Origin of the sequence: Enterococcus sp. DIV0574 (assembly GCF_051711125.1) — a bacterium.
Classification (GTDB): domain Bacteria; phylum Bacillota; class Bacilli; order Lactobacillales; family Enterococcaceae; genus Enterococcus_D; species Enterococcus_D gallinarum.
Genome location: NZ_JBIOMA010000001.1, coordinates 1,461,603 through 1,487,713, shown reverse-complemented (window position 1 = coordinate 1,487,713; position 26,111 = coordinate 1,461,603). Strand labels below are relative to the sequence as shown.

Here is a 26,111-nt window from a genome sequence, read left to right as displayed (position 1 = left end):
CTCTCCTTTAATCCCAAATATTCGTTTGATAGATTTCTTCCAATGAAGCAGTAATGTCTTCGGTCAACAACGTAATGTGTCCCATTTTCCGACCGCTCTTTGCTTCTTCTTTGCCATAATAATGGAATTGCCAATCTGGCTTATGAGCAATCAGGTCATATGTTTCAATGAGTTCATCACCTAAGATGTTCACCATGACCGCATCACTCAACAGTTTAACCTCTGCAAGCGGCCAACCGCAGATCCCACGTACATGGGCATCAAACTGGCTCATAGAACAAGCTTCAATCGAGTAATGACCTGAATTATGTGGGCGTGGTGCCAACTCATTCACATATAGTCCGCCGCTTTTCGTTAAGAACAGCTCGATCGCTAAAACACCGCGTAAATCAAGGGCTTGCGCAATCACACGCGCGATCCGTTCTGCTTCCTCCGCTACCTCAACATCGATTCGAGCAGGTGCAATCGTTTGATGCAAGATATTGTTGCGGTGGATATTTTCAACCACTGGGAAAGTGGTGATTTCACGACCATTCCCAGCCACCATGATCGAGAGTTCTTTTTCGTAAGGGATCCATGCTTCTAATTCACAAGTTCCTTCCCGCAAAAGATTCATCGAAGGCGCTAAATCAGCTGTGCTGTATAAAACATATTGCCCTTTGCCATCATAGCCTCCTCGAGTCGTTTTCAATACACAAGGATAGCCGATACTCTCGATGGCATCTTGAATATCGGTAGGACTGATGATTGTCGCATAAGGTGCAATAACAATATTATTGGCTTCTAAAAAAGATTTTTCTAACAAGCGATCTTGGGTGATTGCCAATAGATCAGTTCCCTGAGGAATATTTGCATAGGGCAAAATCGAATTCAAAGCCTCTACGCTGACATTCTCAAATTCATAAGTAATCACATCAGAACGCCGCGCCATTTCTTCCAGTGCAAAGACATCGTCATAAGCAGCAACAATATGCCAGTCAGCTACTTGTGCTGTCGGACAATTGGCTGTTGGATCCAGCACGCCGACACGGAAACCCATTTCTTTGGCACTCATTGCCATCATACGCCCCAATTGTCCGCCGCCAACGATTCCGATCGTCGCATTGGGCATCAAAGGTTTAATCAAGTTGATCACTACTTTCCACTACTTTTTCTTTCAACGTCTTTCTTCGTTGATCCAACTTTTCCGCTATTCCTAAATCATACATGGAAAGCATCTGAGCTGCAAGTAGTCCCGCGTTGATTGCACCAGCTTTTCCAATCGCTGTCGTTGCCACAGGAACGCCTCCCGGCATCTGTACGATGGAAAGCAACGAATCCAATCCATTTAATGTTCGTGATTGGACGGGTACGCCAATCACGGGTAATGTTGTTTTTGCAGCGACCATACCTGGCAGATGAGCGGCACCGCCAGCACCAGCAATGATTACTTTCAGCCCTTTTTCTCTTGCATTTTCGGCAAAGGAAAACATCAAGTCCGGTGTCCGATGAGCCGAAACAACCTTTTTGATATAGGGAATCCCAAGCTCCTCTAAAATCTCACAACTGTGTTTCATCGTCTCCCAATCCGACGTACTGCCCATAATGACTGCTACTTGTTCCATAAGACAACTCCCTTCGATTATTCACTTAAATACTAGCAAGTGACATCCATAAAGTCAAAAGAAAATCGAACTATAGAAAAAATACGAGATATATTGTTCGTCTTTTAACAAAAGATCATTTCTTCTCTCTAAAACAAAAAAAGCATCCTGTTGACCAGAATGCTTTCGTAAATCAAACTTCGTTAAATTCTCCTGATTCGACCGCTTCTTTTTTTGGTAAGCCATTGAATAAAAGATTCAAGATAATCGCAGTCATGCTGCTCATAACAATTCCGTTACCAGTAAACATTTGCAAGGTTTCAGGTAAGCGGCTAAATAAAGTTGGCATAATGTTGAACCCTAAGCCGAATCCCAGTGAAACAGCGATAATCAGCAAATTTTTGTCATTTGAATAGTCGACTTTCGACAACATTCTCATCCCTTGGACAGCCACCATGCCGAACATGACTAACATCCCGCCACCCAATACAGCTTCAGGAATGATTTGCGCCAAAGCACCAACTTTCGGAAACAAACCTAATATAATCAAAAAGACCGCAGAGAAATAAATCGGTTTACGGGTTTTGATACCAGATAACTGTACGAGCCCTACATTTTGTGAGAAGCCCGTATAAGGGAATGTGTTGAAGATTCCGCCCAGAATCACTGCTAACCCTTCAGCCCGATAACCTTTTTTCAATGATTCTGATGAAACAGGTTGTCCTGTAATATCTCCCAGTGCAAAATAGACTCCCGTAGACTCCACCATACTAACGATTGAAATAATGATCATCAATAAAATCGACCAAATATCAAAGGTTGGTAACCCAAAGTAAAACGGCTGCGGCAAATGAAAGACTGGCGCGTGAGAAATCGCGGATAAATCAACTAACCCTAAGACAGCTGCTAGCAAAGTTCCGCCGATCAAACCGATCAAAACAGCAATCGAACGAAGAAATCCTTTGGCAAAAATCTGAATACCAATAATTAATGCAATCGTGACAAAACCTAAGAGTAAATTGTCTGGTGCGCCAAAGGAAGCTGCGGCAGCATCCCCACCACCGATTTTGGTAATGGCAACGGGGATCAACGTCAAACCAATCACTGTAATGACAGTTCCCGTAACCAATGGCGGAAACAAGACTTTGATTTTTGAGAAGACACCGGAGATCAAAACAACAAAAATACCAGAAGCAATAATGGCTCCATAAATGGCACCGATCCCTGACTTAGTTCCGATCAAAATCAATGGTGAAACAGCTTGGATGGCACAGCCCAAGACAACCGGCAATCCGATCCCGAAGAAACGGGTGACGGTCAATTGCAGCAATGTTGCTACCCCGCACATAAAAATATCAATGGAAATCAAATAAGTCATTTGGGCTTCATTAAATCCTAACCCGGTTCCAATCAATAGTGGTACTGCGACAGCACCTGCATACATCGCGAGCAAGTGCTGCAACCCTAAGACAGCAGAGCGTCCATTTTGTTCGTTCATTAAGCGTCACCCTCCAAGAAAGTTGCTTTACCCTCGGATAAGGAAGCGATCCGCGCGAGAGAAACAACAGGAATCGACATTTCTTCAAGCAATGCTCGTCCAGATTGGAAGGATTTTTCAATGACGATTCCGATACCAGCAACCGTTGCACCGGCTTGCTGGCACAATTCGATCAATCCTTTTGCTGCTTGGCCATTTGCTAAAAAGTCATCGATGATCAATACATTGTCTTCCGCAGACAAAAATTTCCGAGAAATCGATACTTGACTCGTGACTTGCTTGGTAAAGGAATAAACCGAGGCTGTCAATAATTCTTCGTCCATTGTCAGACTTTTGGCTTTACGGGCAAAAATCATTGGCACACCTAATGTTTGTGCCGTAAATAAAGCTGGTGCAATCCCTGAAGCTTCGATAGTCACTACTTTAGTAATCTGCTCTGCTTGAAATCGTTTGGCAAATGTCGTGCCGATTTCCTGCATTAATTCCGGATCCACTTGGTGCGTTAAAAAACTATCAACTTTCAGAACGCCATCACCTAAAACATTTCCGTCTTTTTCGATCCGTTCGATCAACTTTTTCATCCTATACCTCTTTCCTTTCCATTTAGGCCTATCAACAAAAAAACACCTTTTTTGCTAAAGCAAAAAAGGTGCATCAATGGCACTTTTTTTACTTATAGTCCGATATTTACGGTATCGGGTAGAGACTGTCGACCTTATTACGACGATATACAAGTTAAATTTTATGAATGATAGGTTCGATTATGCCGAAGATTGATTAAAAAGGCAAGTTTAGAAAACTCTTCCAAAATAAGAATGTTCTCATTTTATTTCTCAACGCTCACTAATCAGGTTTTTCCATTTCCCGATAGTGCTGCATTTTTTTGCTGAATAACTCTCCATTGGAAGGTGGTGTATAGGTGATTGCATTGGCGCCTGCTTCGATCGTTTCTAAAATACTTTCATCTGTAGGGCCTCCAGTAGCGATGATTGGCAATTCAGGATACCGCTCGCGAAAATAACGAACAGTCTCAGCGGTTTTTTTTCCAGCACTGATATTGATCACTTTGACACCTAACTTCAATTTTTCATCAATTTTGGTATATTTACTAGTTACGGTACTGATCACAGGAATATCAATGACCTTACAGACCTGCTCCACAGTTTTCAGTGGTGTCGGACCATTTAGCACCACACCAATGGAACCTTGCGCTTCTGCAAACATGCTCATATAAGAAGAACGAAATCCTTGAGTCAAACCTCCTCCGACCCCCGAAAATACGGGAATATCAGCTGCCTCGATAATCGCTTTGGTAATCGCAGGGTGCGGGGTAAAGGGATAGACGGCAATCACCGCATCTGCATTGGTATTGCGGATGATTGCAATATCTGTAGTAAAAATGATCGAGCGGATCTGTTTGCCAAAAATTTGAATCCCGCTTGCTTGTCTGATAACTTTAGGAACTTTCACGATATCTTTTCGCAGTTCCGTTGTGATCTTTGGCATGTATTTTTCTTCCATGGGCACCCACTTCTTTCCGTCTATTGGTCGTATTGATTTAAATGATAGGTTTCAATTACACGAATGATTTTCTCTGCATAATCCGGATCTGTGGCATAACCAGCTTCTTGCAATGCTTTGGCAGCTGTTTTGTAGTCTGTTGCCGACAAAACATTTACATAGAGCGCTGGATTCCAGTCTACGCCATTGACAAAGAGCATCGTGTGGTCATCCATGGACTCTTCCCACGAATCATAGACTCGAAAATCGCCTTGGATCGTTACCCACTGCTCATTATAAAACTCTTGGGTATCTAATGTCACTTTTTTACTATGTCCAAATGCTTTGATTCCAAAAAGATTATTGTATTCACTAGCTAGTGTACTTTTGCCCCAATCAGACTCCAAGATGGCTTGCCCTAAAATAATGCTCGGTAAAATACCGTACCCCTTTTGCAATTCCTGTGCATGAGGTGCAATGCGATCAATAAATTCTTGCTGAGTCATTTCTTCATTATCCTCTTGTTTCGGCAAGGGATCGGCTAAACTGTTCATTGAAAAAATAAAAGCAAGTCCAATCAAGAGGATACCTAAAAAGACAAACGGCAGTCGAGTCTTCGTTGTTTTGCGTCGTTTACTCATTTTCTTCCTCCTGTTCTTTTACTTGCTCTAGAAATTCTTCCAGAGTCAGTTGATGTTTTTCAATATATGTAGCAGTTTCTACACCAACATAGCGTAAATGCCAAGGTTCATAATCGATCTGAGTAATGGCCTGCTTTCCTTCTGGGTAACGAATGATAAAGCCGTATTCCCGGGCATGCGCTTGCAGCCACTTGCCGCCATCTGTCTCACCAAATCGGTGGTCCAATACGGTTTCTGGATAAGAATCATACCACTGTCGATCAACTACGTCTACGGCTAAACCCGTATGGTGTTCACTGTAACCTGGTTCTGTCATCGTTCGTTTGGTTGTTTCGATTGCCTTCTCTTTGTTTTGTCCTTGACTCATCAGCATCGTGACATTCTGATCAAAAACAGCCTTTTGCGAGGCGATGGAGCGAAAGGCGGAGATCATCACTAAAGGATGACCAGCTTTTTCTGCGGCAGCTTTTAATTTTTCATAGTCAGAAACGATTCGTTTGTCCACGAGATAGCCATTGGTTAATTTTGCTAATCCCCCCGTATCGATTTCAGTTCCTTTATTCAGGGGCCCCACTAAAGCAAGCGCCCAATCATTTAAAGATACTTTAGGAAAATCTTTACTCTTCTGAGAGACTCTTGCTTGTTCTTTTTCACTGCTAGACGCCACTGTCTGACTACTTGCGATTGTTTCGCTGCTCGCTGAATGTTCCTGCTGCAGACTAGCTACCAAACTAATTAATAGAAAGCCAGCAGCAGCTAAGATACCTATATATTTTTTCAAAAAAACCCTACCTTTAATTATATGTCTCTTCTAAATTCTCTTTGACCCATGCCAACAACTCAATTTTCTCATTCTTGATTTGTTGTTGGACAAAAGCAGGCAGACGGAAGTTCAAAATGTCGTCATAGCCCCATTCATCATACGTAATACTGACTCTTAAATCAAGGTATTGGGTACTTTCTTCAGATTGTGTTAATAATTCCACTTTTGCCAAATCATTTGAAAGCCACGTGCGTGCAATCTGTGTCTTCATTTTCTTGAATTCAGCTACCGCACTTGTTCTCTTTTCGGGATAGATCACCGTTTGACGAACAATTTTTTGAATCAGCATCCATTCATAATCAGAGAACAGCAATTTGATTTTCTGATTTTCAGCAGGTGTCAAACTCGCTGTCCCATTTTTCCAGGCCTCCCATTGTTCTCGATCGATTCCAAGCTGCGTTTCATAGAAACGAGCTTCCGTAGAATATTGTTCAATAACTGTACTTAAAATAATTGCAATAGACACGTTATGCATCATACATCCCTCCTGTATCTATTTTACTGAAAGCTGGACATAAATGGAACTTTTAACTTTGGCTTTGCAATATTTTTAAGATTCACTAAGTTTTGTTATACTAAAAACGAAGGAGCTGATAGAAAATGAAAAAATATCGTTGGGGCATAATTGGCCTTGGAGACATCGCCACACAATTTGCCGCTGGATTTGCAAGCGATGCTAGCGATTTGTACGGTGTCTGTGCCCGCCGTTACTCAAAAGTCCAAGCATTTGCGGAACGTTTCTCGATTCCTCAGGCTTATGAATCTGCTGAAGCAATGTTGGCTGATCCATCGATCGATATCGTCTATATTGCGGTACCAAATGATATCCACCATCACTACATCATGGCAGCACTGGCAGCAGGGAAACACGTTCTTTGCGAAAAAGCGATCACTACAAGTGGCGATGAACTTGCTGAAGAACTGGCCTTAGCCAAAGAAAAAGGATTGGTTTTAGAAGAGGCGATGACCATCTACAACATGCCGCTTTATCACCGTCTAAAAGAAATCGTAGCCTCTGGCAAACTAGGAAAATTAAAAATGATTCAAGCACCTTTTGGCAGTTACAAGGATCCTGATCCTCAAAATCGTTTTTTCAATCCTGATTTAGGCGGCGGTGCACTGCTTGACATTGGTACTTATGCCGTCTCTTTTGCCCGCTTTTTCATGAGTGAGTCACCAAAGGTAGAATTCAGCAGCATGAAGCCTTTTGAAACCGGCGTTGATGAACAATCCGTGACGATTTTGCGTAACCCAGCTGATGAAATGGCCAGTGTGACCCTAACTTTCCAAGCTAAAATGCCAAAAACAGGAATCGTTGCTTTTGAAGAAGGCTATATCACAGTCGAAGAATATCCGCGGGCTGATAAAGCAACCATCCACTATCGTGATGGCTCCAATGAGTTTATTGAAACAGGCGATACGACCCAAGCACTAAATTACGAAATCGCCAATATGATTAAAACTATTGAAGGGACTTCTAAAGGATCGATCCATCTAACAAGCGACGTCATTGCCGTCTTAGACCAGATGCAACAATTTTGGAAGCAAACAAAATAAAACAATTGACTGCCCAGCGAATCAAATCGCTGGGCAGTCGTATTCTTTCCTTTTCTTAATGATCCCGTTCAGCAAATTCGGCTTTGATTTCAATAAAACGTTTAAACGACTGCAAAAATTGAAACAATTGCGCGCGATTTTCAAACTCCTCGCGATTTCTAGGCAGCGGTTTTTGTCGATAATCTTGATACAACTCTTCGATCCTTAGCAAAAGGTCTTCGCCGTCGTTAGCTTCATCAAATGTTTCTGCGGTATACAGCAGCAAGGCACGAAATTTCTCTGTATAAACTTCTTCTACCCAAATGGATCGCAAGAGACCAATCATTTCTGTCAACAAACGAACTTGCGCACGCCGCATCGCAAAATACGCTTCATAGTAACTATTCTTTTGGCTCCATTGGTTTTCTTGATGAACCTGTGCTTTTTCTTGTCCTTGTCGAATCTTTGCCAATAATGATTGACATTGCCCTTGCAAGGTCAATCGAGAAGGTTGATTTAAGTGTTCAGACATATCTTTTAAAAGTCTTTTAAACGTCTTTTCTGTTTCTTGCTGCAATTCTTTCAGTTCTTTTTCTCCATCTGGCATATAAAGATTAAATACTAATGCAAAGCCAACTCCGAGAATCATGAGCAAGAATTCATTGACGATCAAGCGCCAAGCAAAGGATTCTTCCAGTAAATAGTGCGTTACTAAGACTGAATTGACCACGATGCCATCTGTCAATGAAAAACGGACAGCCATTGGGATGAACAAAAACAAAAAGAGCACAAACCCTAATGGATTATATCCGAGAAGCGAAAAACTGCAAAATGCCAGAATTGTCGCCAGTGCCAGTGAGATCAAGCGTCCAATGCCCGTATAAAGCGATGTTTTCTTTGTGTTTCCTACGCTCAAAATCGCAATGATCCCTGCGGCTGGCGCATATAATAACCCAATCGCTTGAGCCACTGCCATCGATAAACCCGAAGCAATCGCTGTCTTGACTGTTCTCATTCCAATTTTCATTCTGCACCTCCTTTCAAAGTATACTAAACAAAAAAGGATTTCACTAGAATTTATCGGTTATTTTGGTTATGATTAAAGAAAAGGAGGAAATCGATCATGCAATTTGGCCGCTTTCGTCTAGGGATGCGAACGATAAAAACCGCAATTGCTGTCATGTTGTGTATCTTGCTGTTTCGATTTTTGAATCGCGGACAGCCTTTGATCGCTGCCCTTTCCGCTGTCTTCTCACTACGTCAAGATTTAACAACGACCCTTTCTTTTGGGAAATCACGAGTTTTAGGAAATTCGATTGGTGGGGCTACTGCCATCATCTACTTCTTCATGAAACAATATTTCCACAATGATTTTTTGATCGAGTTATTGGTGCTCCCTGCTTTAGTGGCCTTCATTATCGTTCTTTCGGATGGGATCAATAATAATTCCGGTATTATTTCTGGGATTGCTACGATGTTATTGATCACTCTTAGTGTTCCACAAGGAGAGTCTTTTATTTTTGCATTAGATCGCGTGTTAGACACTTTTATTGGTACGCTGATTGCGATCTTCATCAATTTTGTCTTGAGGCCTCCCGAAAAAGAAAAACGAGCAGAAATCAAAGAAGACTTGGTTGTATTGAAGGAAAGAGAAACGGAATTGAAAACTATGCTGGAAGATGTTCAAGAAGAAATCTCCAAGCAGCAAGAACAAAAATAAACGCCCTCTCACTACTTAGCTTTTTGCGTATCAAGACAGCTTGTGAGGAAGGCGTTTTTGCTGTTTTCTTTTGTTGGGCAAGAAAAATTTGATCTACCTTCCAGCTATTGATGAAAATCGATAAAACAATTAAACGTTTTTACAAAAAAAGCACAGATCACCAATTGGCGATCTGTGTCTTTTTTCTGCTTAAGCTTCGTACCGGCAAACACCATCTAAAAATGTCGCTTGCAGATTCATTTGAGGGTCCAACACGATAAAGTCAGCTGCCCGACCTTTCTTGATCATGCCGCATTTGTCGTCGATTTTACAACTGATTGCTGGCACTAGACTTGCCATCATGATTGCTTCTTGCGGGGTAGCAATCTCCCACTCAACAACATTTTTGATGGCTTCTTTTAATTTCAAAATACTTCCGGCCAAGTTTCCTTCTTTTAGACGAGCTGTTCCATCTTTTACGACAACAGGGAATTCTCCAAGAATATAATCTCCATCCGGCATACCTCCTGCCATCATACAGTCGGTGATCAAAGCAACATGGTCATGCCCGGCTTTTTCCATCAAGATCTCAGCCGCTTGCGGATGAACATGATGTCCATCACAGATCAATTCAGAGAATACTTCTTTTAATGATAGCAATGCTCCTACCATCCCTGGTTCACGGTGATTTAGTCCTCTCATTCCGTTATAGGCATGAACAAAAACACTGGCTCCTGCTTCAACAGCAGCTTCAGCTTCCTGTAAAGTCCCATTACTATGACCTAAGGCAACCACAACACCTTCTTCTGTCACTTGAGACACAAAATCGGTAACGCCTTTACGTTCAGGAGCTAAGGCAATTTTTTTGATAATCCCACCAGAAGCTTCCTGCCATTCGTGGAATGTATCGATGTCTGGATCACCAAAATAGATTGGATTTTGAGCACCTTTGTGTTCTTCAGTAAAGAAAGGTCCTTCAAAATAAATCCCTTGGATTTTCGCACCGGTAACAGAATCTTTCACTTGTCCGACAGTTTCTGCTACATCTCTTAGACGTTCTTTGCTGGAAGTCAATGTCGTCGGCAAGAAAGAAGTTACACCACAAGACAATAAGCCTTCTGACATAGCTTTGATCCCTTCTGCATCGTTGTCCATGACATCGTGGTTCATGAACCCATGGATATGGGTATCTACGAGTCCTGGAGCTATCCATTGCCCAGAATAATCAGTTACTTCCGCATCTTCCGGTACTTCATTGACGATATCGCCAAATTTGCCGTCAATGATCTCCAGATAACCTGCCCCATGAACAGCTGACTTCAAAAAGAATTTGTCCGCATAAATATATGTTTTCATCTTGATCGCTCCTTATTTCTTTTCTTCCTTAAAATTACTCTTATTTGAGTAAGAAGTCAAGAAAGGTCTACACCATTTCTCGATGAATTTCGAATATCGACGACCGCTTGATAAAGAGCAAAACTTTCATCGGCTGCTTGCTGATTGTCAAGAGCGACAAAGACATGGCCTTTCAGTTCAAATAATTCTTCTAAAAAATAGAAACTGTTCTTTTCTCTGGCAAGATCGATACCTTCTTCTAGAATTTGTAAAGCAGTGGTGAATTCTTCTTGTTTCGCTAAAAAAACTGCATAGTTGTAGAATACTTTGGTCAAGGTTGTGGTCATCCGTTCTGCCGGCAGCACTTGCACCCCATGGTAACTTTTTTCTAGATGAAAACGTGCTTCTTCTAATTGCTGCATATCATTATACACTCGCCCCATACAACTTAAGAGTCGAATCTCCATCACAGAGATATTGATTTTATCTTGCTGATAAGAGTAGGATAAGCCTTTTTTAAGGCTTTCAATCGCTGCTTCATAATCTTGGAACAAGAAATATTCGCAACTCCCTAAAAAGTAATAGTACATTTGCATGTCTGCGTCCAAATATAGATAGTCCATGATCGTTTTATCCTGCAGTTTGGTCAATAACTCTTGGTACTCTTTATGAACAAAATGGCTTTCCATTTGAGCGAACACTTGATTCGTTCGATTGATCTCTTCAGCATGGAGCATCATTACTTGATCTAAGGTAACGCCTAATCGTTGACAGATTTGATGCATGACCAATACATTCGGTAATTCTTCATTATTTTCGATCCGGCTCAAAACACTTTGTGAACAGATATCTTCTGCCAACATCTTTTGTGTCATCTTGCGCTTTTTGCGGAACGTGCGAATGATTTGGCCAAAGGATTCTTGTGAATTTGCCATGACTCTCCTCCAACTTTTTCAACATTAAAAAAAATGCGAATTCGCATTTTTAATTTTCTTCATTTTAGCACATAATAGCAAAAAGGAAAGCAATTCCAACAATATCTTGGTATTTTTTAACAATTTAAAACGAGGTGTTTCTATGACGATTAACAGCACCATTACCTTCACTTGGGAAGGCAAGGTCTATGCAGGAAAAGTCGAAAGAGAATATGAAAATTCGGTTCTTGTGCAAGTGACAGACCCTAGCGAAGAAATGCTGGAAAAATTCAATGATCGAATGATCATCAGTAAAAAAAAATGTCAGCAGACTGCTGACTAAGCATATGCAATAAGCGCTATGATTTTAAGATATTCGATCAATCAAAAAAAAGAGCAGTTGGATCTGGTCCGATGCCTTGCTACAAGGTACAGGATAAGGAGCCAACTGTTCGTTTTTTTTACTATTGTTCATTCCTACTTTTGCTTACTTATTTTTGCTGATAAGTGGCTAAAAACTCCCGCATCTTTTCGGTCGTTGCTTTCAAATCATCCATATTCGGTAAATAAACGATTCGGAAATGATCTGGTTCTTGCCAATTAAATCCGCCCCCGTGCACTAATAGCACATGGTGCTCATGCAGAAAATCCAACACAAACTGTTCATCATTCTTAATATTGAAGCGTTTGACATCGATCTTAGGGAAAATATAAAATGCCGCTTTAGGTTTAACAGCTGATAAACCAGGAATGTCATTCAATGCTTGATAAATATACTCTCTTTGCTCATAGATCCTTCCTCCTGGAAGCAGCAGTTCATCCGAACTTTGATAGCCACCTAACGCCGTCTGAATGATCTGCTGAGAAAGAACATTTGAACAAAGCCTCATAGAGGAAAGCATATTCAAGCCCTCAATATAATCTTTAACGTTTCTCTTATCCCCGCTAAGGACCATCCAGCCAACCCGGAATCCGGCTACACGATGTGATTTAGACAATCCACCAAGAGTCACAACAAAGCGATCCGGAGCTAATGTAGCGATTGGGACGTGAACATAATCATCCATCACTAACCGATCATAGATTTCGTCAGAAAAAATAATCAAGTCATGGTCGCGAGCCACATCAACAATTTGCTGCAATACTTCTTTTGGATAGACAGCACCTGTAGGATTATTAGGGTTGATGATCACGATGGCTTTCGTTTTACTTGTGATTTTTGAACGAATATCTTCAATATCTGGGTTCCAGTCAGATTGTTCATCGCAAATGTAGTGTACAGGTTTTCCACCAGCTAAAGAGATCGATGCCGTCCATAAAGGATAATCAGGCATCGGCACCAACACTTCATCGCCATTATTGCATAGCCCTTGCATACACATGGTGATCAGTTCTGATACACCATTTCCGGTATAAATATCATTGATCGTCACATTTGGAAACTTTTGTAATTGATAATATTGCTCGATGGCTTTGCGGGCTGAAAAAATCCCTTTAGAATCAGAGTAGCCTTCAGACTCCCGCACATTCATAATCAAGTCACGGACGATCTCATTTGGCGCTTCAAAACCAAATGGTGCCGGATTACCTGTATTCAATTTCAAGATGCTGATGCCTTCTTCTTGCATCCGTTCTGCTTCTTCTAGGACTGGTCCCCGGACATCATAACTTACGCCTTCTAGTTTTGATGACTTTTCAAATTTTCTCATTCGAATTCTCCTTTGACAGTAGAATCAATGCAAATTACCTTGGTTCTAGTGATATTCTTTTTTAAAAGATTGCATTTATTATAGCAAAAAGTTTAGAAAAAAAACGGTCAAATTGACAGAACTTTACGACTTTTAAATAAATTCTTTTCTAAAAGAAACGAATGAACGCTCTTTTATTGCCTAGCCGTTCATTCGTTTTTGTTCAGTCATTCTCTGGAAAGAATTTTAAATAGCGTTCAGCTAATGCGAGATGGCCAATTGAAAATTCTGTAAAACCAGCTTCAATAAAGCGTTGCGGCAGCTGAGGATCACTGATTTCGATTAAATAGACCTGTTCTTGAAGATCGATTGTCAATGTTGTTAATTCGGGAAATGAAACCAAAAACTCTGGATCTTTTGCTTTTAAATAAATTGGTTCATCTATTAAAGAATTCTTTCCCAGGTATTCATGGATAATCTTGCCATCTTTCAAAAACAAAACGCGATCTGCATAACTATCCAAATTGGTCAAAATATGGGAAGCAATCAGGATCGATTTCTTTTTCTCCCGCAACCCTTTTAAAACGTTAGAAATCAATTCCACATTGGTCGGATCCAACCCATTCATGACTTCGTCCATCAACATATAGGGCGTGTCTGTCACGATCTGCATCGCAAAACACAGTCTTTGACGCATCCCCAACGAATAGGTTCCAACCGGCCGCTTGATATAGTCAGTCATTCTTAATTGATTCACGGTTTGATCAATCAGCGCTTCCTCTGATCGCCACATTCGTTGATAAAGTTTTAAATGTTCTAATCCGCTGAGATCATTATATAGATCGTTCTGATCAGGGAAAAAAGAGATTTTCTGGTGAGCTGCCATTTCTGACTTCTTGGACGTGTAAAGCTGTGTTTGATCGAGAAAGATCTCCCCACTAGTCGGCTGAACAAAATTCATCAATACATTGAGTAGTGTTGATTTTCCAGTACCGTTCGGCGCCACTAAGCCGACGATTTCTCCAGGATGAAAGGCCAACGTTAAATCATCCAAAACATTTCGTTTAAATGTCACAGTTACGTTTTTCATTGCTAACATTTCCAAACCTCCTAAACAAGCTTAAATTGCTTCTGCTGTACACGAACAAAAAGACCGATCTCGATCAGCAGCCACACTACACCAAAAAGCAGCAGTCCTTTCGCAAGGACAAACTCAGAGGACCCAAAATAAAAACGGCTGAATCCTGAAAGGATCTGACCATAATTTTGATACAAATAGGCATCATTTGATTTATCCAAGAATGCACTAAACCAGCGTCTCTGAAAAATAAGTGGACTAATCAAGCCAAAACCAGCAAGAAAGAGATTGGCTAATTCTGAGCGCCAAAGTGTGCTCAGCAAAAGAATGCCTCGGATATAGATCAATTGCAGCACGATTCCTACCCCCATACACTGAAGTAAGAAAACTCCAACAGGGCGTGTATAAAAAACATCGGCAGAAGAAATAGGATAACGGGCATCAAAGGATGAAGACAAGATACTGACGGGTAGGTCCAATGAGCCAAAGCCGAATTGGCAGCCGACACCGATCCAAATCAAAACGAGTGTACTGATCATCATCAGTGTTGACACAATAAACAGTGCCGCTGTCTTCGCCCAAAGAATCTCATCTACCGTCACCGGCAAAGATAAGAATAAGCTTTTGTGTCGACGATCCTTGGTCAGACTATCGATTGCCAAAAAGATCGTCACGCCAAGAAAGAGAAACGGCAAGTAATTCGTAAATGCCCGCTGAACAGATTGGATACCCGTTTTTTGTTCCAACACATACTTGGAAAGCTTTTTGTTTGGTAATTGGCTGGCACTTTCCATCCATTTTGCAGTGGAGGCATAGCCGTATTTCCCATCATAAGCCGCATAATAGTTCTGATAAGTATAATAGTCAGGCGTGAAGAAAATTGTTTCATCATCGGTATATTGGAGACTCAGCTGATACCATTGGCTCGTTGCTTTGGCATACTTTTGCCAATCATTGGCAGCTAGGGAAGTTAATCGTAAGCTATCTGCTTGATTCCATGGCTCGAACATCGCTACTGCCATGGCGGCGGACCAATGATCTGAGGGATTTTCTGCTTGTTCATCCAAAAAGGATTGTCTAGTCAAATACCGCTGTTCAATTTCATTTTTGTCTATTCGCTCAATTGGCCGATAGGTGCGATCACGAAAACTGTATACGCCAGCAACGATTACTAACAAGCACCATAGCCCGATCGTTTTTTTACTTTTGATTAATTGCTGTAGTTCAAAGAGAAAATAATTTTTCATTATATGACTCCTTTCGCTAGCCAGTTTTTCTTATCTGCGATCAACAAGAAGGCGACCGCTCCCACCCCCCATAAGAAAAGAAGGATGAAAGCTGTCCCTAACCCGACTGTCGATTGCGATCTGACTGCAAACTCACCTGTGAGGATCTTTTGCAAATCAAAAACAGCAAAAGGGGAATATTTACTGAATGGTGTACTAGCGATTGTACCGAGACCATAGCAAAGACAAAGGAGAAAAAAAGAAACATAGCGATTTGGAATCAAAACATTGGCCACAAAGCCCAGTAACTCTGTCACAATAATCAAACTTGTCAAAAGCACGAGTACCAATAGAAAGTATTGCCAGAAAGGTACGGCATGCCAAGTATGATGATAATAGACAGCCGTTGGATAGTGCCAATCCCCCCATCGTCCGATCACCGACATGGCCGCAGTGATTCCTAGAAGCAACAGGCTGATCGTTGCCAGATGACCAATCATCTTTACCCCGACTTTACTGATCATCCTTATAGGGAAGACTTGTGGATAGGAATGGATCAGAGAAAAATGGCGCTTTTCTTCCAGCAAATTATCGCTAGCAAAAAATGCCAGGAATAAAAAGCCAAATCCCAATAACACTTGAATAGTCAACGCAACAGCAGTCTGCGCATTGTCAACAGTAAGAAAAGGAGCTTTTTCCTGTTCTTCTAATTGCGCTGCTACCACTTTATTTTGCTGCAATTGCCAGATCGATGGTAAAAAGGCTTTATCTGGTAAAGCGGTTTCCCATAATTGCAGCTGAATTGTTGCAATCTCTTCACTGGTCCGATTGAAACGAGGAAATTCTTCCATGATTAGATTCGAGGCTTGCCGATTAGATAATGTGTTGTTTGCCAGCAGCAGTTGATAGGTTTCTTGCTTGTCCTGAGATTCATTTGGATAATTCTGATAATTGTCTACAAGCCGTAATGCTTGCGCTTTTTGCATAGTGATTTCTGCCTGTACATTCACTGGTTCCATGAATGTAAGATAAAAAGCGAGCCCCACACCAATCAAGAACGCTGCCATCATCGTAAACAAAAAACGGCGCTGCCGAATCGATTTAGCCAGCAGATTTTTAAAGTAGTTCATTTATCAATCTCCTTAAAGCTCCAAAGTTATTTTCTCATTATACCAGATTCTGCCACTTAAATATTTTTTTTCAATAAAAAGCAAGAAAAATGTCCTTTTATAAATCCCTAAAATAGCATTGACAAACGTGAAGATAATCGGTAACATGTTTTTTAGACGTGATGGCTGCAATCAGCTGTCAGTCTACAAAAACAATAAGCAGACGTGGTGGAACGGCAGACACGCACGCTTGAGGGGCGTGTGAGCTTAGCTCGTGTGGGTTCAAATCCCATCGTCTGCATCGTACCGGCAAATTACTTCGGTAATTTGCTTTTTTGTATTTCCAGTTCAATTAGTTGTATGCAATTGTTATTTATAAATCTATGACAAAAACACAATTAGGACGAAATTGCCGTCCTAGTTATGTGATTTTGTCATTTTCGGTTATACTGTTTCTAAGTATTTCTTCTATTTGTCTATACGTTGAGTCAAACACATAGAAGATTGCATGGAAATTCTATCTTGATCAAAGGAGCGAGAACATGTCTGATGAACGATGGCTGCAATTGAGGAGACGCCGAAAAATCGAATTGTATCTTTGCTTGATCGTGGTTATGCCGATGGTCTACGGATTATGGTTCAATCTAATTTTTCTTATCAGATATACGACTTTACTTTTTTGCATTGCAGTACTCACGGCTCTCTATGAGTTGCTCAAACTTCTCTATGATAAAAGAAACCAAAAAAAAGAAACTAGAGTCAGCAAATAATTGCTTTTCATTTAGACCGTCGTTAGTCAGATCTCACTAATTAACAGCACTCGATTGACCAGTAAAAAAGAATGAACTTGTCTATAAAAAGACACAGACAACCGAGCTGTTTTGGTTTAAACATTGTTTGGTAAATACGTGCAGGACACTTTCTTGATCCTTTAGTATTTTTACACCATTCTCATCGATCTCCCCCTTAACATATACGTACGAATAAAATCATAAAAAAGGAGAAATAAGATGAAAAAAATCTGTTTCGTTTTGACTGCAAGTAATGGGCTCAGTTATACCACATTGTCACCAGCGTTCTTTTTTGCAGATTATTCTGAGCTTAAGAATTATTTCGCCAATGATTATGATGTCTCAATCAATTATTTCCGCGATAAAGACCAAGTGGATTATTTGGTTGTACCTGATCCATTTGTCCCGTTTGACAACGAAAATGATCTGCCGATCATCAATGTCCCTGCCAACTATTTTGTTACAAAAGACTATAAACAAATAAAAAAAACACTAGCTGCGTTTTTTATTAACAATCCCTAACTATACCAGAACAATAGCTACGTTTTTGAGCCAATCAATCGATTACAGGAGTTCATATTGAAAAATCAAATAAAGCTACATTATTACCCAAAAGTTTGGGCATCTTTACTCTATTTACTACTGATTTTTTTGGCACTATTTGCCTATTTATCAAAATATCTAGATATAACCTTTTTTACAGCGATTTACCCCGACTTTTATTTACACATTTCCAATTTCTCTATTAGCTTGATCATTGGTCTGCTAGGGTATTTTTGGTTATTGATGGGCGTCAAATTCACCTATACTCTCGGATTGACTATTTTCTTGCTGATTGCCAATTTATTAAGCGAAACGGTATTAGGCGTTATGAATACCCCCGATCCCCTAGACATGTTTTTTGGATTTGTTGGTACCCTGATTGCTGCTGTTCTACTGTGGGTGATCTCTAAATTTGGTCTCAAACTTGCAGCCGAAGAATCTCAGTAACTTTCTGCTTATGAATCTTTGGAAAAATAATTTGGTAACGAGACGCTTACTTGCTCTTTATCAAGCAAAAGGGGTTATTTTGACAACTAATGGCAGAATCAGCCTGTAAAAAGCAGCTTCTGCTCACTGACAGACGCTCGATCCATGCGCATGACGAAAGCTCTTTGCTCCTCAATTCTTTATGAGAAATTTTTTCAGATCTGTTTTCAGATTTCGATCACTAAAGTTAACGACCTAACGACCTACACTAGCAGCTACGCTGCTTTTTTGTTACTCTCTCTATCTTTCATGCGATTGAATAGGCATTTTAAAACTTATACTTATGATATAGTAATAAAAAAGAGACTAGGAGTTGATCGTATTGGATCCTTTTGAATCTGTTGCTGCAAGACTGACCGACTTGAACATTTCCTTTGAAGTGATCGAACACCCGCCTGCAAGTACAACTGCGGAAGCAGACAGCTTTATTGCTGGAATTGATGGGGTTCGAACAAAATCGATGTTTTTAACCAATAAAAAAAAGACCGCCTATTATCTCCTAATAATGGACGATCAAAAACGGCTTGATCTAAATCTGCTCAAAGAAATCACTGGTGAATCACGAGTCAAATTAGCTTCTCCTGATCTTTTGTGGAAAAAAATGCACTTGCCACCTGGCGTTGTCTCCATATTTGGGCTCTTAAACAATCCAGAGCGAGATATTCAGATTTTCTTTGAGCGCGAAATCACTAAAAAACCACGAATGAGTTTCCATCCTAATACAAATACCAAGACGATCTTCCTTGCTACCAAGGATGTATTCAACTTTTTAACGGTCAATGGCTTTTCTTATCAGATCATAGATATCTCCTGATTTTCATGGGGTTGTGCTGGAATCAGTCCGCACAGCCCTGATACTTTTTACTGGCATCTATTTTGTCAAACCCGCCAGTCACCCCTCATCAATGTGCACAAAACTTGCTGCCCGGCAAACTATCATCTAAAAGGTATTTTTTGCTTCACATCCGCAACTGACTTTCAAAAACAAAAAAGGACCCGCTGACGGGTCCCCGCTTATTTTTTTGTCATTGATACTTTCATTAATTGATGTTTCCAGACGGATTGGACGCCATATAATCCAATCGCAAGAATACCAATCAATGCCAAGTAAGCAAATTTCGCCATTGGATCGATGCCATAATTAGTCATAAATGGGTCTTGAACAAATAGTACCAGCAAACTAGTTAAAATCAATGAAACCCATAGCGTATTCATCAGATGCCACCATTTCATGTTCCTGCACTCCTTTTTTGATATGCCAAGTATCTCATAAAGCCGATCTTTCCCCATCCGTCTTTAGACTGAAACTGCTATCAAGGATTCAAAAACATCAAAAGCTATCATTTTTACCTAGTATTCCATTTTGACTTGGATGCCATTTGGATCCAATAAAGCCAAACGCCTACTTGATTCAAGAGTAAGGGATACATTTTCCTTCTCAAGATGCGTGAGCAATGACTCAAAGGCTTCTTTGTCTGGGAGCACAAAGGTATAATAAGCCAATCCTAGATCATTGTCTGCCATAGGAGTCACACCTTTGCCCATCCAAGTATTCGAGCCAATATGGTGATGATAATCTCCTGCCGCAAAAAATTTTGCTTGGTTCCCAAAATTATTTTTTAAGCTCAGTCCTACGACTTGGGTATAAAAAGTTTCTGTCTGGGCTAAATCAGCAACTTTTAAATGAACATGTCCCACAATAGTGCCTGTGGGGAAACTTGATTGTTGGCTGTCTGCTGCTGCGACAACCCCCTCTGCATCCATTTCTTTTGTGATTCCAACAATTTCGCCATCTTCTCGAATATCCCATTCAGATTTTGGTTTATCACGATACACTTCAATCCCATTCCCCTCGGGATCTGTTAAGTACAATGCTTCGCTGTAGCCATGATCACTGGCGCCATCGATCGGTGCATTGCTTTGCAAATAATGGATCAGTGTATTGCCTAAATCTTTGCGAGTCGGCAAAAGGAAAGCGATATGAAACAGTCCTGTTTTCCTTGTGAGAGGCAATGGATTTTCGACTTTGATCAGTTCAAGCAGTATTTTCTCTGTCGTACCTAAGCGAGCTGTCTGCTGATTTTTTTCGATCAATGATAGTCCGATCACTTGAGTATAAAAAGCAATCATTTTTTCTAAGTTGGCTACTTTTAAGACAACTTTCCCAATTTGAGTCTGTTCATGAAGTTGAAATTCTGGAATAATCACCGTCATTGTTTCTGCTCCTTTTCTCATCTCGAATGGATGACTTGTTACTTTAATAATAACACTAACTTAAAGTAAGTAAAGAGATTTGCTTGACTAGCAGAATTCTTCATTTTTTGCCAAAACACGCATCCTTCTCCCGAAGCGATCGGTGGCTGTCTCAATTTTTTGATAGCCCAATTTTTCATACAAACCTGTCAGCTGAGTGACAATATAGATCGTATCAAAACCGATCTGATGCAAGCGCCGTTCTGCAGCAGATACCAATTGCTGACTAAGATGATTGCCGCGATAGCTGGGAGCAACATACACGGTCGCAATAAAAGGAGCGACTTGAAGAGGGACAATATCCTCTTTGACGATCGTACAAAATCCAGCTAATTGATTGTGGGCAACAGCCACAAAAACGCCTTCCCAGTCGTTATAGCTTCTCTGACGCATCTTATTTGCTACAAATGCAGCAGCTTTCCAATCGACGCTGGCAATTTGATCCGCATAAGCCAACCAGTTTGGTTGATCTTTTTGCAAAAATTTAATTTCCATTTCAAAAATCCTTCCTTATTGAAATTAAGCAGCATTCGCATTATTTTACCACTTTCGGCTTGATAATTGTTTTTTCGGAAACCCTTTTGGCGTAGTTGACTTCTCTAATATAATAAGTTCTTATAAAACACAGACGATATAAAACGGCTGGCAAGCCCCCTCTAGGCTGCCAGCCGTTTTTATATCTGATTTACTTTCTGATCCATCAATACGCATTATTGTAGATTCAAAACTGTTGATTGTTGTTGAGTATGGTGGTCCAGAGTGGTTTGTCCTATGAACTAAAATTTTAAAACACCGTACTTTCACCATGTTTTCTCTCACCAAATTCCCAAATATCGATTGCTCCAACTGCATAGCCCTCAGCGATCAATGTTTCTAGAAAACTTTCTGGCTACAAATAGTGACTGCTACTGCGTAATTCTTCTTTGCCAATAGAAAAACTGCCTCCATGAGAGTGGTTGAAAAGAACAAAAGGCACTAGCTTTTTCTCATAAGGATAGGCAAAAATAAGCCGACACTGGTTCTTGTTAATTGAGTTCTAACAAAAACTTTTCGAGACAATCGTTTTCTCATAAAAGAACTTTCTTACAAGAACTATTGGTTCCTTTCTATGAAATGATCCAAACCTTTGCAACGTTTGCCGCTGTTTCACGAAAAATCACCATGAAGCACGAGAGGCTTGCCATTTTCTTGGGAACGGTCAACTTCAATCCCCTGGCTATTCTCGATATGGAAGGCATGTTCAACATCGACTAATTCTAAACGGTCAAAATGAACATTTTTAGCACAGCCAATATAGAATCCTTGACTGGTCATCTCTTCCATTCCAGTCATCATAGCTGGTTTTCCGGGTATGGGCTCTTTTGCCATGGAAATTGCTACTTCATGAAACGAGATATCTGAAATGAATTGTTCAGATAAACCATAAATAAAACCAGCAGCAGCATGAACATTTCGCGCGGAGATATTGGCAAAATGAATTCTCCTAAACTGAGGAGTCTCCTCAGAGATTGGGTAAGGATTTTTATCCCAAACATACTTTTCTTTTCCTTTGGGACCACAAAAATAATACAAATTCAGCGTAAATGGGCAAATCACATTGTCCATAATTAGGTTGTTCACTCGAATATCCTCAATAACCCCGCCGCGTCCTCTACGAGATTTCAAACGAATGCCGCGATCGGTGTCTTGGAATATACAATTTGAGATGGTCACATTGCGAATATCTCCGCTCATTTCGCTTCCTAAAACGACCCCACCATGACCATGGAGCATTTGACAGTTGCTGATCGTGATATTTTCACAGGAAACGCGTTCTTTTGTCTCTTCTGTTCCTGATTTAATGGCAATACAATCATCCCCTACATCGATCAAACAATTGCTGATACGAACATTTTTGCAAGACTCCGGATCAATGCCATCAGTATTTGGCGAGTCTGCAGGATTTTTGATCTTAATATTATCCACAGTGATGTCTTGGCATAAGATTGGATTGACTGTCCAGCTAGGAGAATTAACCAAACTAACATCTCGCAATGTGATTTGCTGACAGGAATCAAAACTGATCAGTTTTGGTCGCGGATATTCTAACTGCTCTGGATGATTGCGAAAGACATCCCACCATTTCTGACCTTGACCATCTATCGTGCCAAAACCTGTGATTGCAATATTTTCGGCACCGTCGGCATAGATACAAGAAGCATAGACTTCCCGTTTCACCCCTTCCCAACGCGAAACCACCACTGGATACTCTTTGGGATCATCCGAGAATCGAAGAACAGCTCCCGGTTGTAGATGGAGTTCAACATTACTTTTTAACATCAGTGAACCTGTTGGATACACCCCCGAGGCAAACATCAGCCTCCCTCCTCCTGCCTGATGAAGCTGATCGATATACCCTTGGATTGTTGCTGTCACTGACTTTCCATTTAAATAATCGTTGATGTCAATACTAATTTCCATTCTTTTCCCCTTCCTTCTTTAAAGGTTCTATTAAAAGGCTAGTTTGCACAGCTGTGCAAATCCTTTAAAGCGATCTGAATTTTTTGATCGAGATTTCCTTTGACTTGCTGAACGAAATTTTGCTGATTTTGGACCAATGTTTTCTGAATATCCTTATATGTGCGATGATAAATGAAACTTCCAAACCCTATTATTAAAACGTTTCCAATTATAGAAAATGGAAGGAAAATGTTATAAAAAAAGGTTGAATGTTTCTGAATAGCCCCTACCCTTTTCATGGGATTCCTCCTGTAATTACTGACAGAATCATTTCTTAAGATATGTCCATTCTAGCATAAAAAATTTCTTGTGAATACAGGTTCAAAGAAAAAAGTTAACGTGTGCATTATTGATATATTGACATTCCTCTCTTTAGGATATATGCTAAAACCAATGAGAAAGTCGAGGGATACATATGGTCACTATCAAAGATATTGCAAAAATCGCAGGCGTCTCCCATACCACGGTTTCAAGAGCGTTAAATGACAGTCCACTAATCAAGCCAGCCACAAAAAAGAAAATTGGTGACATTGCGCGTTCTTTAAATTATACGCCGAATGTCAATGCCAAAAGTCTAGTCAATCAGAAGTCGTATATTATTGGCCTTTACTTTTCTAATTTGTCGGCAGGTACATCGGATCGCTTTTTGGTTGAAGTGATCAAGGGAATCAATACCACCCTACCGCCAGAGTATCGCTTAGCGGTCCACGATATGACGACCCTCACCAGTCCAGTTGAGGACTTGCCAAGGATGGATGGCATCATCGTTATGAGTCAAAGCGATCAAGATGACACTTTCATCGAAGAAATCAGTCACTTAGATTTGCCGGTGGTCGTTCTCAATCGGCAAATGGATAGACCATCATTTTTAAATGTCACAAGCAATGATGCGCAAGGCGTTTATCAAGCCATTGACTACGCGATTCAGTTAGGCTATAAAAAAGTTGCGATCATTGAAGGCAAGCCAACTTTTCGTTCCAGTATAGAGCGTAAGAAAGGTTTCATGCGGGCTCTTACTGAGCACGGGCTAGCGTTTCCAACAGAATACGCTGTCACTGGAGACTATTCTATCGAGAGCGGTCGAAAATGTGCCAAACAATTACTGGAACTTGCAGAGCCGCCAGAAGTGATTTTCTGTTCCAACGATGACATGGCCATTGGCGCAATCAACACTTGTCTTGAATATGGCCTTGCAATCCCTGCCGATATCGCCATTATTGGATTTGACAATGTCCCGTTTTCAAAATATACGAATCCCCCGTTGACAACCATTAGCAAGCCCGTTTTTGAAATGAGTCAGCTTGGGGCACAACTGCTTCTAGATTCAATCAACGGTTCTGTTTCACAAAAACAATACCTTTTAGATACAGAACTAACAATCAGAGATTCCCTCTAGCATTCGCTTCTTGAATGCTTTTGGCTGTTGCCAAAAATGTTAACGTGTGCAAAATGGCAGACGTTCATTATAAATCAATGAATATTGGAGGTTACAATGAAAAAAATAACTGAAATGACTCATCCTACTCGCAAGTCGGAAAAAGTGATTCAATTCGGCGAAGGAAACTTTATGCGAGGCTTTTTTAACTGGCAGCTACAGCAGATGAATAAGCAAGGTCTCTTCAATGGCAGCGCTGTAGTAGTCCAACCAATTCAACAAGGTCTAGGATCTCTATTGGCGGAGCAGAACCATTTGTATACGGTAATTTTAGAAGGATTAGCAGACGGCCGTCCTGTCCAAACCTCTGAGATCATCACGACGATTAGCCGCGTATTGAATCCCTATGAACAATGGCAGGATTATTTAGCTCTAGCTGAAATTGATGACTTGGACATCATTGTTTCCAATACGACTGAAGCAGGAATTGCCTTTGATCCTCAAGATAAACGGACAGATATGCCGCCAAAAAGTTTTCCGGCTAAATTAACTGCGCTGCTCTATCAACGGTACCAAGCGAATAAATCAGGTTACACGATCATTCCCTGTGAGTTGATCGATCGAAATGGAGAAAAATTAAAAGCGTGTATCCAACAATATTGCTCACTGTGGCAACTAGAGGACAGCTTTCATACCTGGTTAGAAAATGAAAACACTTTCTGCTGTAGTTTAGTCGATCGAATCGTTCCTGGCTACCCCCAATCAAAAGCAGAGGAGTTGAATCAATTACACGGGTATGAGGACCGTTTGATGGTCACTGCCGAACCATTCATGTTGTGGGTGATCGAAGACCCATCGCATACCGTATCTCAGAAACTTCCATTGCCAGCTGCGAGTTTGAATGTAATCTTTACTGAAGACCTGACCCCCTATCGTGAACGGAAGGTGCATCTTTTGAATGGCCCTCATACAGCCATGGTCCCTCTGGCCCTTCTAGCTGGTTTGGCAACGGTTGAAGAGGTGATGCTTGATCCTGATTTTACATGCTTCATTGATGAGCTATTCAATGAAGAACTGATTCCTATGCTAGACCTGCCGCAAGAAGAATTGATCCAGTATGCGGAACAGATCAAAGAACGGTTTAAAAATCCTTATGTTCATCATCAACTGCAGTCGATCGCCTTGAATAGCGTCTCAAAATTTAAAGCACGTCTCTTGCCGTTGTTGCTCCGTCATCATCAGCAACAGTTACTGCCGCCAAGAATCCTTGCATCATTAGCCGGACTGATTTACTTGTATTTAACGACCGATTGTCAAGACGATGAAGCTGTGCTAGCTCTCTTTGAAAAGGCACGCGCCCTCGACTCTTCTGAACAAGTCAGTTTTATTCTAGGACAAGAAAAGTTATGGGGAGTGGACTTGAGCGTGTTCAACAAAGAAGTTTCACAAATGGTAGTGCTACTTTCAAACAAGGGTTCTCGATACCTCGTTGACTCATTAAAAAATGAGCCGACTCAAAAAAAGGCGGAATGAT

General features: G+C 40.7%; 27 protein-coding genes, 1 tRNA gene and 1 riboswitch. Of the genes, 9 read left to right on the top strand and 19 right to left on the bottom strand.

The features are described 5' to 3' along the window. Positions 1-7 precede the first annotated feature (7 nt). The 8 genes from purK to IGJ45_RS07255 form a co-directional block, all read right to left on the bottom strand. Positions 8-1,126 carry a 5-(carboxyamino)imidazole ribonucleotide synthase gene (purK, locus tag IGJ45_RS07290; RefSeq protein ID WP_409531274.1) on the bottom strand — a complete coding sequence of 373 codons (1,119 nt, stop codon included), beginning with the start codon at positions 1,124-1,126 and terminating at the stop codon, positions 8-10. Further along, the gene (gene purE / locus IGJ45_RS07285; protein WP_003127192.1) at positions 1,119-1,604 is read right to left on the bottom strand and encodes a 5-(carboxyamino)imidazole ribonucleotide mutase; all 486 of its coding nucleotides are present in this window, start codon (positions 1,602-1,604) and stop codon (positions 1,119-1,121) included. The genes purK and purE overlap by 8 nt, the downstream gene beginning before the upstream one ends. A 172-nt stretch (positions 1,605-1,776) precedes the next feature. Further along, positions 1,777-3,081, bottom strand: coding sequence for a nucleobase:cation symporter-2 family protein (locus IGJ45_RS07280; RefSeq protein WP_060814165.1), 1,305 nt, complete (start codon positions 3,079-3,081; stop codon positions 1,777-1,779). Beyond that, positions 3,081-3,662: a xanthine phosphoribosyltransferase gene (locus IGJ45_RS07275; RefSeq protein ID WP_003127190.1), complete on the bottom strand. Its 582-nt coding sequence runs from the start codon at positions 3,660-3,662 to the stop codon at positions 3,081-3,083. Before IGJ45_RS07275 ends, IGJ45_RS07280 begins: the two co-directional genes overlap by 1 nt. A 75-nt stretch (positions 3,663-3,737) precedes the next feature. Beyond that, positions 3,738-3,835: riboswitch (purine riboswitch) on the bottom strand. An 89-nt stretch (positions 3,836-3,924) separates the two neighbouring features. Beyond that, positions 3,925-4,602 carry a hydrolase gene (locus IGJ45_RS07270; RefSeq protein ID WP_029486902.1) on the bottom strand — a complete coding sequence of 226 codons (678 nt, stop codon included), beginning with the start codon at positions 4,600-4,602 and terminating at the stop codon, positions 3,925-3,927. Positions 4,603-4,622: 20 nt separating this feature from the next. Continuing rightward, the gene (locus IGJ45_RS07265) at positions 4,623-5,222 is read right to left on the bottom strand and encodes a glycoside hydrolase family 73 protein (RefSeq protein ID WP_103300055.1); all 600 of its coding nucleotides are present in this window, start codon (positions 5,220-5,222) and stop codon (positions 4,623-4,625) included. Then, complete coding sequence (locus IGJ45_RS07260) at positions 5,215-6,003, bottom strand: M15 family metallopeptidase (protein WP_409531273.1); 789 nt, start codon at positions 6,001-6,003, stop codon at positions 5,215-5,217. Before IGJ45_RS07260 ends, IGJ45_RS07265 begins: the two co-directional genes overlap by 8 nt. A gap of 13 nt (positions 6,004-6,016) precedes the next feature. Continuing rightward, positions 6,017-6,520, bottom strand: a complete 504-nt coding sequence (locus tag IGJ45_RS07255; RefSeq protein ID WP_034704725.1) for a hypothetical protein — start codon at positions 6,518-6,520, stop codon at positions 6,017-6,019. Between the two features lie 125 nt (positions 6,521-6,645). Between IGJ45_RS07255 and IGJ45_RS07250 the strand changes: the two genes are divergently transcribed. Beyond that, complete coding sequence (locus IGJ45_RS07250) at positions 6,646-7,602, top strand: Gfo/Idh/MocA family protein (RefSeq protein ID WP_117474473.1); 957 nt, start codon at positions 6,646-6,648, stop codon at positions 7,600-7,602. A 55-nt stretch (positions 7,603-7,657) separates the two neighbouring features. Here IGJ45_RS07250 and IGJ45_RS07245 read toward each other — a convergent pair whose 3' ends face one another. Then, entirely contained in the window at positions 7,658-8,608 is a 951-nt protein-coding gene (locus IGJ45_RS07245) for an aromatic acid exporter family protein (protein ID WP_005472481.1), read from the bottom strand. Between the two features lie 96 nt (positions 8,609-8,704). Between IGJ45_RS07245 and IGJ45_RS07240 the strand changes: the two genes are divergently transcribed. Then, positions 8,705-9,301, top strand: a complete 597-nt coding sequence (locus tag IGJ45_RS07240; RefSeq protein WP_409531272.1) for an FUSC family protein — start codon at positions 8,705-8,707, stop codon at positions 9,299-9,301. A 189-nt stretch (positions 9,302-9,490) separates the two neighbouring features. On the opposite strand, the gene nagA is transcribed toward IGJ45_RS07240, so the two are convergent. Both nagA and IGJ45_RS07230 read right to left on the bottom strand, forming a co-directional pair. After that, positions 9,491-10,636 carry an N-acetylglucosamine-6-phosphate deacetylase gene (nagA, locus tag IGJ45_RS07235; protein WP_103300052.1) on the bottom strand — a complete coding sequence of 382 codons (1,146 nt, stop codon included), beginning with the start codon at positions 10,634-10,636 and terminating at the stop codon, positions 9,491-9,493. 56 nt (positions 10,637-10,692) lie between these two features. Continuing rightward, positions 10,693-11,550 carry a helix-turn-helix domain-containing protein gene (locus tag IGJ45_RS07230; RefSeq protein WP_003127180.1) on the bottom strand — a complete coding sequence of 286 codons (858 nt, stop codon included), beginning with the start codon at positions 11,548-11,550 and terminating at the stop codon, positions 10,693-10,695. 142 nt (positions 11,551-11,692) lie between these two features. Here IGJ45_RS07230 and IGJ45_RS07225 point away from each other — a divergent pair, with 142 nt between their 5' ends. Next, positions 11,693-11,872 carry a DUF2187 domain-containing protein gene (locus tag IGJ45_RS07225; protein WP_003127178.1) on the top strand — a complete coding sequence of 60 codons (180 nt, stop codon included), beginning with the start codon at positions 11,693-11,695 and terminating at the stop codon, positions 11,870-11,872. Between the two features lie 148 nt (positions 11,873-12,020). On the opposite strand, the gene IGJ45_RS07220 is transcribed toward IGJ45_RS07225, so the two are convergent. The 4 genes from IGJ45_RS07220 to IGJ45_RS07205 form a co-directional block, all read right to left on the bottom strand. After that, a complete protein-coding gene (locus tag IGJ45_RS07220; RefSeq protein WP_003127177.1) occupies positions 12,021-13,238 on the bottom strand; it encodes a pyridoxal phosphate-dependent aminotransferase in 1,218 nt (405 codons plus the stop codon). Between the two features lie 202 nt (positions 13,239-13,440). Next, positions 13,441-14,316, bottom strand: coding sequence for an ABC transporter ATP-binding protein (locus IGJ45_RS07215; protein WP_060814169.1), 876 nt, complete (start codon positions 14,314-14,316; stop codon positions 13,441-13,443). An 11-nt stretch (positions 14,317-14,327) separates the two neighbouring features. After that, on the bottom strand, positions 14,328-15,542 hold the full coding sequence (locus IGJ45_RS07210; RefSeq protein ID WP_103300051.1) for an ABC transporter permease: 1,215 nt from the start codon (positions 15,540-15,542) through the stop codon (positions 14,328-14,330). Further along, positions 15,542-16,651 carry a hypothetical protein gene (locus IGJ45_RS07205; protein WP_060814171.1) on the bottom strand — a complete coding sequence of 370 codons (1,110 nt, stop codon included), beginning with the start codon at positions 16,649-16,651 and terminating at the stop codon, positions 15,542-15,544. Before IGJ45_RS07205 ends, IGJ45_RS07210 begins: the two co-directional genes overlap by 1 nt. Positions 16,652-16,849: 198 nt before the next feature. On the opposite strand from IGJ45_RS07205, the gene IGJ45_RS07200 reads away from it, so the two are divergent. The 4 genes from IGJ45_RS07200 to IGJ45_RS07185 all read left to right on the top strand — a co-directional run bounded on the left by IGJ45_RS07200 (position 16,850) and on the right by IGJ45_RS07185 (position 19,264). Continuing rightward, positions 16,850-16,931: transfer RNA gene (locus IGJ45_RS07200), tRNA-Leu, on the top strand. Positions 16,932-17,640: 709 nt separating this feature from the next. Next, the gene (locus tag IGJ45_RS07195; protein ID WP_103300049.1) at positions 17,641-17,943 is read left to right on the top strand and encodes a hypothetical protein; all 303 of its coding nucleotides are present in this window, start codon (positions 17,641-17,643) and stop codon (positions 17,941-17,943) included. 57 nt (positions 17,944-18,000) lie between these two features. Next, entirely contained in the window at positions 18,001-18,411 is a 411-nt protein-coding gene (locus IGJ45_RS07190; RefSeq protein ID WP_003127172.1) for a hypothetical protein, read from the top strand. A gap of 361 nt (positions 18,412-18,772) precedes the next feature. Beyond that, positions 18,773-19,264 carry a prolyl-tRNA synthetase associated domain-containing protein gene (locus IGJ45_RS07185; protein WP_060814174.1) on the top strand — a complete coding sequence of 164 codons (492 nt, stop codon included), beginning with the start codon at positions 18,773-18,775 and terminating at the stop codon, positions 19,262-19,264. Between the two features lie 200 nt (positions 19,265-19,464). Here IGJ45_RS07185 and IGJ45_RS07180 read toward each other — a convergent pair whose 3' ends face one another. The 4 genes from IGJ45_RS07180 to IGJ45_RS07165 form a co-directional block, all read right to left on the bottom strand. Then, on the bottom strand, positions 19,465-19,683 hold the full coding sequence (locus IGJ45_RS07180) for a hypothetical protein (RefSeq protein ID WP_005472469.1): 219 nt from the start codon (positions 19,681-19,683) through the stop codon (positions 19,465-19,467). Between the two features lie 117 nt (positions 19,684-19,800). Continuing rightward, on the bottom strand, positions 19,801-20,664 hold the full coding sequence (locus IGJ45_RS07175) for a VOC family protein (RefSeq protein WP_219645243.1): 864 nt from the start codon (positions 20,662-20,664) through the stop codon (positions 19,801-19,803). An 87-nt stretch (positions 20,665-20,751) separates the two neighbouring features. Next, positions 20,752-21,198 carry a GNAT family N-acetyltransferase gene (locus tag IGJ45_RS07170; protein ID WP_409531270.1) on the bottom strand — a complete coding sequence of 149 codons (447 nt, stop codon included), beginning with the start codon at positions 21,196-21,198 and terminating at the stop codon, positions 20,752-20,754. Between the two features lie 651 nt (positions 21,199-21,849). Beyond that, the gene (locus IGJ45_RS07165; RefSeq protein ID WP_308052479.1) at positions 21,850-23,163 is read right to left on the bottom strand and encodes a glycoside hydrolase family 28 protein; all 1,314 of its coding nucleotides are present in this window, start codon (positions 23,161-23,163) and stop codon (positions 21,850-21,852) included. Positions 23,164-23,617: 454 nt separating this feature from the next. On the opposite strand from IGJ45_RS07165, the gene IGJ45_RS07160 reads away from it, so the two are divergent. Both IGJ45_RS07160 and IGJ45_RS07155 read left to right on the top strand, forming a co-directional pair. Continuing rightward, on the top strand, positions 23,618-24,598 hold the full coding sequence (locus tag IGJ45_RS07160) for a LacI family DNA-binding transcriptional regulator (protein WP_409531269.1): 981 nt from the start codon (positions 23,618-23,620) through the stop codon (positions 24,596-24,598). A 96-nt stretch (positions 24,599-24,694) separates the two neighbouring features. Further along, entirely contained in the window at positions 24,695-26,110 is a 1,416-nt protein-coding gene (locus IGJ45_RS07155) for a tagaturonate reductase (protein WP_409531268.1), read from the top strand. Position 26,111 lies beyond the last annotated feature (1 nt).